We start from the raw sequence: 5,321 nt of genomic DNA, 5'->3' as shown, positions 1-5,321 counted from the left end.
CGCCCGCCCCTGGCCGGGCGATGCCATCACCGCGACCGGAAGGTCGCGCACGACGCGCGGATCACATCGGGATTCTGTGAGGCCGGGTCAGGCGTCCACCGAGCGGATCTGGGTCGAGGCCCGGAGGATGTCGACCCGGTCTGGAGTCACGGGTCGAGATCCGCACCCTGGACGAGGAGACGTGACCGCGCAGCTGATCCGGGGCGAGGCCTGGCACCTCGGCATCGAGGCCGGCGACACGGTCTACACCACCGCGGAGTCCTCGCCGCGCCGGCCCACCAACGGCGCCCCGGACCCGATCGCGGCGGTCTGACAGGGACGCGGCTGACGGGCAATCCGTCAGCTGCGTCGCTTAGGGTCGCCACCATGAGCGAATCCTTCGGCCTGCGGCTCTGGAACGCCGTCGAGGCGCACGGTCCGCTGTGTGTCGGCATCGACCCGCACTCGTCCTTGCTGGACGCCTGGGGACTGTCGGACGACGCCGCTGGTGCGGAGCGGTTCGGTCGTACGGTGGTCGAGGCGCTGGCCGGTCGGGTGCCTGTGGTGAAGCCACAGTCGGCGTTCTTCGAGCGGTTCGGCTCGGCCGGTGTACTCGCGTTGGAGCGGACCATCGCGGACGCGCGCGCCGCGGGGCTGCTGGTGGTCACCGACGTCAAACGCGGCGACATCGGCACCACGGCCGCGGCCTACGCCCACGCCTACCTCGATCCTGCGAGTCCGTTGTGCTCGGACGCCCTCACCGTCTCTCCGTACCTCGGGTTCGGTTCGCTGCAGCCGTTCCTGGATGCGGCCGAGGCGCATGGCGGCGGGGTGTTCGTCCTCGCGCTGACCTCCAACCCGGAGGGCCCGCAGGTGCAGCACGCTCGCACTCCGGACGGGCGGACCGTGGCCGGCACCATGCTCGCCGCCGTCGCTGCGCACAACGCGGGGCAGTCCCCGCAGGGCTCGGTCGGTGTCGTGATCGGCGCGACGATCGGCGACACCGCCGAGGATCTGGCCGTCAACGGTCCGCTGCTGGTGCCCGGGCTGGGCGCGCAGGGCGGTGGGGCGGACGACCTGCGCCGCCTGTTCGGTCCGGTCGCGCGGTACGTCCTGCCCAGCATGTCCCGAGAGATCCTCGGCGCGGGCCCGGACCTCGGCCGATTGGCCGAAGCCGCGTCCCGGGCCGGTGATCTGTACGCGACCGTTTTGCGGTAGCGTCGCCGCTGGTGGCAAGGCAGATGCCATCCGATCCAGTCCCGTACTAAGTCGAGGTGACCTTGCCGTGGCTCTTCCCCCGCTGACTCCCGAGCAGCGTGCCGCAGCGCTCGAGAAGGCCGCGATCGCCCGGCGGGAGCGCGCCGAGGTGAAGAACCGTCTCAAGCACTCCGGGGCGTCCCTCGCGCAGGTCATCAAGGAAGGTCAGGAGAACGAGATCGTCGGCAAGATGAAGGTCTCGGCCCTGCTCGAATCGATGCCCGGTGTCGGCAAGGTGCGCGCGAAGCAGATCATGGAGCGCCTCGGCATCTCCGAGACCCGCCGGGTGCGTGGCCTCGGCACCAACCAGATCGCCGCGCTCGAGCGCGACTTCGGCTCGAGCTGAGGTTGTCCGGATCTCCCCGGCTGATCGTTCTCTCCGGACCTTCGGGTGTCGGTAAGTCGACGCTGCTGGCCCACCTGCGCACGCACAGCCCGGACTGGTGGCTGTCGGTGTCGGCCACGACCCGGTTCCCGCGTCCGGGGGAGCGGCACGGCATCGAGTACTACTTCACCGACCGCGCCGAGTTCGAGACGATGGCGAGCGCGGGTGACCTGTTGGAGTGGGCCGAGTTCGCCGGCAACCTGTACGGCACCCCGCGCTGGCCGGTCGAGGACAAACTGGCCAGTGGCCAGTCGGTTCTTCTGGAACTGGAACTGCAGGGGGCTCGGCAGGTCCGCACGTCCATGCCCGACGCCCTGCTGGTCTTCCTCAAGCCGCCGAGCTGGGACGAACTGGTCCGCCGGTTGACCCACCGGGGCACCGAAGCGCAGGACGTGATCGACCGCCGGCTGAAGGTGGCCCGTGAGGAACTGGCCGCCGAGTCCGAGTTCGACGTCTCGCTGGTGAACACGTCGGTCGAGGACGTGGCGGCCGAACTGGTAGCCTTGACCCGAGCACCCGGCCCCTGACCTGCGCTGATTCACCTGAAAGGCACCACGTGTCCTCTTCCTCCACCGGTATGGGCATCACCCACCCGCCGATCGACGAGCTGCTCGAGGCCACGGACTCCAAGTACAGCCTGGTGTCCTACGCGGCCAAGCGCGCGCGCCAGATCAACGCCTACTACTCCCAGCTCGGCGAGGGCCTCCTGGAGTACGTCGGGCCGCTGGTCGAGACCCACGTCCACGAGAAGCCGCTCTCGATCGCCATGCGCGAGATCAACGCGGGCATGCTCACCTCCACCCCGATCGAGGGTCCGTCCACCGACAAGCCGTACCCGGCCCGGGGATAACCCGGTCCCGGCGCTCCGCACCTGGCCATGACTGCTGACGCGAACAGAGAACAATTCTCTGGCGCCCGCCCCCGAGTCGTTCTCGGGGTGAGCGGTGGCATCGCTGCGTACAAGGCCTGTGAACTGCTTCGCCGCTTCACCGAGGGCGGGGCGTCGGTCCGGGTCGTGCCCACCGAGTCCGCACTGAAGTTCGTCGGGGCGGCGACCTGGGCCGCACTGTCCGGCAACCCGGTCAGCACCAGCGTCTTCGACGACGTGCACGAGGTTCCCCACGTGCGGATCGGACAGCAGGCCGACCTGGTCGTCGTGGCCCCGGCCACCGCCGACCTGCTGGCCAAGGCCGCGGCCGGGCTGGCCGACGATCTGCTGACCGGGACGCTGCTGACGGCGCGCTGTCCGGTGCTGTTCGCCCCGGCCATGCACACCGAGATGTGGGAGCACCCGGCCACCGTCGAGAACGTGGCCACGCTGCGCCGTCGGGGCGCGATCGTGCTCGACCCGGCCTCGGGCCGGCTCACCGGTGCCGACACCGGCCCGGGCCGGCTGCCCGAGCCGGAGCAGATCTACCTCGCCGCGCTTCGCCTGCTGGAGCGCAGTGCGTTGGCTGGTGGGGAGGCTGGTGGGGAGGTCGCCGACCTGGCCGGACGGCGCGTGGTGATCTCGGCGGGCGGCACCCGCGAGCCGCTGGACCCGGTGCGTTTCCTGGGGAACCGCTCCACCGGCCTGCAGGGCTACGCCCTCGCCGAGACCGCGCTCGCTCGCGGCGCCGAAGTGGTGCTCGTCTCGGCCAACGTCGAACTGCCCGACCCCGCCGGGGCGAAGGTGGTCCGGGTCGGGACGGCGGAGGACCTGCGGGACGCGGTGTTCGAGGCCGCCGCCGACGCCGACGTGGTGGTGATGGCGGCCGCCGTCGCCGACTTCCGCCCGGCCCGGCCCATGGACGCCAAGATCAAGAAATCCGACGCCGACCCCGAACCGCTGGCGCTGGTGCGCAACCCTGACGTGCTGGCTGCGCTCTGCGCCGACCGACCGCGAGCCGGCCAGGTCATCGTGGGTTTCGCCGCCGAGACCGGCGATGCGGCCGGTTCGGTGCTCGACCACGGCCGCGCCAAGCTCGTGCGCAAGCAGTGCGACCTGTTGGTGGTCAACGACGTCGGCGCGGACGCCGACGGCCGCAGCAAGGCCTTCGGCTCGCCCGACAACGCCGCGGTCATCCTCGGCGCGGACGGCACCGAGACGCCGGTTCAACGTGGGCCCAAGACTGCTTTGTCCGATGTGATCTGGGATCTGGCTCTCGCCCGCTTGACGTAAAGCAACCGGACGTACGGTGGGCTCGATGGGCGTGCAGGCGGGGCAGACGCGGAAGCGGTGGTCCCTGGTCGCCGCGGGACTGGCCGTCCTCTGCTCGCTGCCCGCGCTGGTGGCGACGCTGCCCGCCTCGGCGCCCGACGTCGACCCCGCGCTGCTGCGCGACCGCATCCTCGCCTCGTCCGAGGTCGCCTACGCCGGCTACGCCGAGAGCGACGGGTCGCTGGGGCTGCCGGACCTGCCGGCGATCGACAACGTCGGTGCGCTGCTCGGAAGCCATACCCGGATTCGGGCCTGGGAGAGCTCGGCCGGCTCGCGGGTGGACGTGCTCACCCCGACCGGCGAGCGCGGGCTGTACGAGGGTCCGGCGCGACCGCGCCGGCCCGTCGGCCCGTCGGGCAGTGGACCTGCCGGCCTGACGACGTGGGATTTCGAGGAGAACGTCACCACGGTCCTGTACGGCGAGCCGGGCTTACGCCTGCCGCGGGCGGCTGACCTGGTCCCGCCGCGACTGGCCCGGCGCCTGCTCGGCGGTCCGCGCGGTGACGAACGCCTGGAGCCGTTGGCGGATCGCCGGGTGGCCGGGGTCGCGGCCGCGGGGTTGCGCCTGGTGCCCACCGACCCGGAGACGACCGTCGGGTACGTCGACGTCTGGGCCGACCCGCGGACCGGGCTGCCCGTCGAGGTTCGGGTGACCGGCCGGGACGGCGGGGCTCCCGGGCTGCGTTCGCGCTTCCTCGAGCTCACTCAGGGCGCCAACGCGGTGCCGGTCGACGTTCTCGCCCCGCCCTATCCCGAGAGCGGGGCGCGGGCCGAGACCCTGGTGACCGCGGTCGGCCGGCAGATCGACGAGTTCGCCCCGTCCGTCCTGCCGGAGCGCCTGGCCGGTCGGGACAGCACCCAGATCGTGGAGGGCGGCCAGGCACTGCGCACCTATGGGCAGGGGTTCTCGACCTTCGGCGCGATCGCGCTGCCGGGCGGGCTCGGCTTCCGGGTCTACGACGCGGCGCGGACCGCCGGCGGGCTCGCGGTCGAGCTGGACGACGGCGACGCCATACTGCTGCGGACACCGCTGCTGAACCTGTTGGTGGTCACGTCCGAGCGCGGCTACGGCTATGTGCTCTCCGGGCCGGTGGGCTCGGATCTGCTCACGCAGGCCGCCCGCGAGTTGATTCCGGCGATCGGATGAGCGGGTCCGTGATCCGCACCCGCGGGCTGACCAAACGCTTCGGCCGGATCACCGCGGTGGACGCGTTGGATCTCGAGGTTCGCGAGGGGGACATCTACGGCTTCCTCGGGCCCAATGGTTCCGGCAAGACCACGGTGGTCCGCATGCTCCTCGGCCTGGTGTTCGCGACCGCGGGCGAGATCGAACTGCTCGGCGTCTCCGTGCCCAGCCGGGTCCGCGACGTCCTGCCCGACGTCGGCGCGCTGGTCGAGGGACCGGCGGGCATCGCGCTGCAGGCGGCGAGCGAGCGTCCCGACGACCTGCGCGAGCTGGACCGCCGCCGGGAGGTCGACCCCCAGTGGTACCAGCGCGCC

General features: G+C 71.8%; 8 protein-coding genes. All 8 read left to right on the top strand.

Features of this window, described 5'->3' with window-relative positions; all coding sequences use genetic code 11:
- The first annotated feature begins 181 nt into the window (after nt 1–181).
- Nucleotides 182–313: a hypothetical protein gene (locus H0X00_RS21285; protein WP_293774611.1), complete on the top strand. Its 132-nt coding sequence runs from the start codon at nt 182–184 to the stop codon at nt 311–313.
- 53 nt (nt 314–366) lie between these two features.
- Nucleotides 367–1,197, top strand: coding sequence for an orotidine-5'-phosphate decarboxylase (pyrF, locus tag H0X00_RS21280; protein ID WP_293774609.1), 831 nt, complete (start codon nt 367–369; stop codon nt 1,195–1,197).
- Nucleotides 1,198–1,264: 67 nt separating this feature from the next.
- Nucleotides 1,265–1,582: an integration host factor, actinobacterial type gene (mihF, locus tag H0X00_RS21275; protein WP_293774608.1), complete on the top strand. Its 318-nt coding sequence runs from the start codon at nt 1,265–1,267 to the stop codon at nt 1,580–1,582.
- Nucleotides 1,583–1,584: 2 nt separating this feature from the next.
- Entirely contained in the window at nt 1,585–2,148 is a 564-nt protein-coding gene (gmk, locus tag H0X00_RS21270; protein ID WP_293774606.1) for a guanylate kinase, read from the top strand.
- A gap of 50 nt (nt 2,149–2,198) precedes the next feature.
- Entirely contained in the window at nt 2,199–2,471 is a 273-nt protein-coding gene (gene rpoZ / locus H0X00_RS21265) for a DNA-directed RNA polymerase subunit omega (RefSeq protein WP_293774612.1), read from the top strand.
- A gap of 27 nt (nt 2,472–2,498) precedes the next feature.
- A complete protein-coding gene (gene coaBC / locus H0X00_RS21260; RefSeq protein WP_293774604.1) occupies nt 2,499–3,782 on the top strand; it encodes a bifunctional phosphopantothenoylcysteine decarboxylase/phosphopantothenate--cysteine ligase CoaBC in 1,284 nt (427 codons plus the stop codon).
- Between the two features lie 25 nt (nt 3,783–3,807).
- A complete protein-coding gene (locus H0X00_RS21255; protein ID WP_293774603.1) occupies nt 3,808–4,968 on the top strand; it encodes a hypothetical protein in 1,161 nt (386 codons plus the stop codon).
- Nucleotides 4,969–4,976: 8 nt separating this feature from the next.
- Nucleotides 4,977–5,321: ATP-binding cassette domain-containing protein (locus tag H0X00_RS21250; RefSeq protein WP_367186724.1), on the top strand; the 345-nt coding region annotated here is incomplete at its 3' end.

Origin of the sequence: Sporichthya sp. (genome assembly GCF_013815995.1) — a bacterium.
GTDB lineage: Bacteria > Actinomycetota > Actinomycetes > Sporichthyales > Sporichthyaceae > Sporichthya.
This window is presented reverse-complemented; position numbering and strand designations above follow the sequence as displayed.